The organism is Streptomyces otsuchiensis (genome assembly GCF_004305975.1).
Lineage (GTDB): Bacteria > Actinomycetota > Actinomycetes > Streptomycetales > Streptomycetaceae > Streptomyces > Streptomyces otsuchiensis.
Genome location: NZ_BHZI01000621.1, coordinates 1 through 386 on the forward strand (window position 1 = coordinate 1; position 386 = coordinate 386).

Annotated in this window: 1 protein-coding gene; it reads right to left on the bottom strand. The window is 67.4% G+C overall.

Annotated features, from left to right (window positions below; translation table 11 throughout):
- On the bottom strand, window positions 1–386 hold a 386-nt coding region (locus E0D90_RS26120), incomplete at both ends, for a CurL C-terminal domain-containing protein (RefSeq protein WP_130800356.1).

Below are 386 nucleotides of genomic sequence, written 5' to 3' on the forward strand. Positions count from 1 at the left end.
CCCGAGAACAACAACGCCGTCTTGCCCGAACGCACCTCCCCACTCACCACACCCACACCCGGCACGCCCTCAACCAACGACCCCAACCCGGCGATCAGTTCGTCACGATCACCGCCCACCACCACAGCGCGATGCTCCAACGCCGCCCGCCCCGTCGCCAACGACACCCCCACATCCGCCGCAGCCAACTCCGGCCGCGCCACAACAAACCCACGCAACCGCTCAGCCTGAGCACGCAACGACCGCTCATCCCGCCCCGACAACACCCACAACCCGCCGGACGACACACCACCCACGCCACCGGAAGGAACCTCCGCGGACTCCTCCGCCGGAACAGCCTCAAGCACCACATGCGCATTGGTACCGCTGACACCGAACGACGAGAC